Raw genomic sequence first — 297 nt, 5'->3', positions numbered from 1 at the left:
TTACCCGGTTATTGCAGAAGCTCAATCAAGATGGTGTTTCAGGCATGACGCATGCCAGTCGTGGTCAACCGGGTCATCGTCGCCATGACGTCCTGTTAAAATCAGAATGTCTTTCCATTATTTCTGAATATTTTCTTGGCTTTGGTCCTACATTGGCGCATGAGAAGCTCAGCAGCATGTTTGGGCTGAATATTCCTGTGGAAACAGTTCGTCGCTGGATGACTGCAAATGACCTCTGGATTCCTCGATCCAAGCGCCTGAAACGTCCATATCAGCCTCGATACAACCGTGATTGCT

1 pseudogene is annotated in these 297 nt (G+C 47.5%); it reads left to right on the top strand.

Features of this window, described 5'->3' with window-relative positions:
* Window positions 1-297: pseudogene (locus NI465_RS16910) on the top strand (ISNCY family transposase); the annotation flags it as partial.

Origin of the sequence: Acinetobacter lwoffii (genome assembly GCF_024129855.1) — a bacterium.
In the GTDB taxonomy this organism is placed as follows: domain Bacteria; phylum Pseudomonadota; class Gammaproteobacteria; order Pseudomonadales; family Moraxellaceae; genus Acinetobacter; species Acinetobacter lwoffii_L.
Note: the sequence above shows the minus strand (reverse complement) of the source record. Positions and strands in the feature narration are given on the sequence as shown.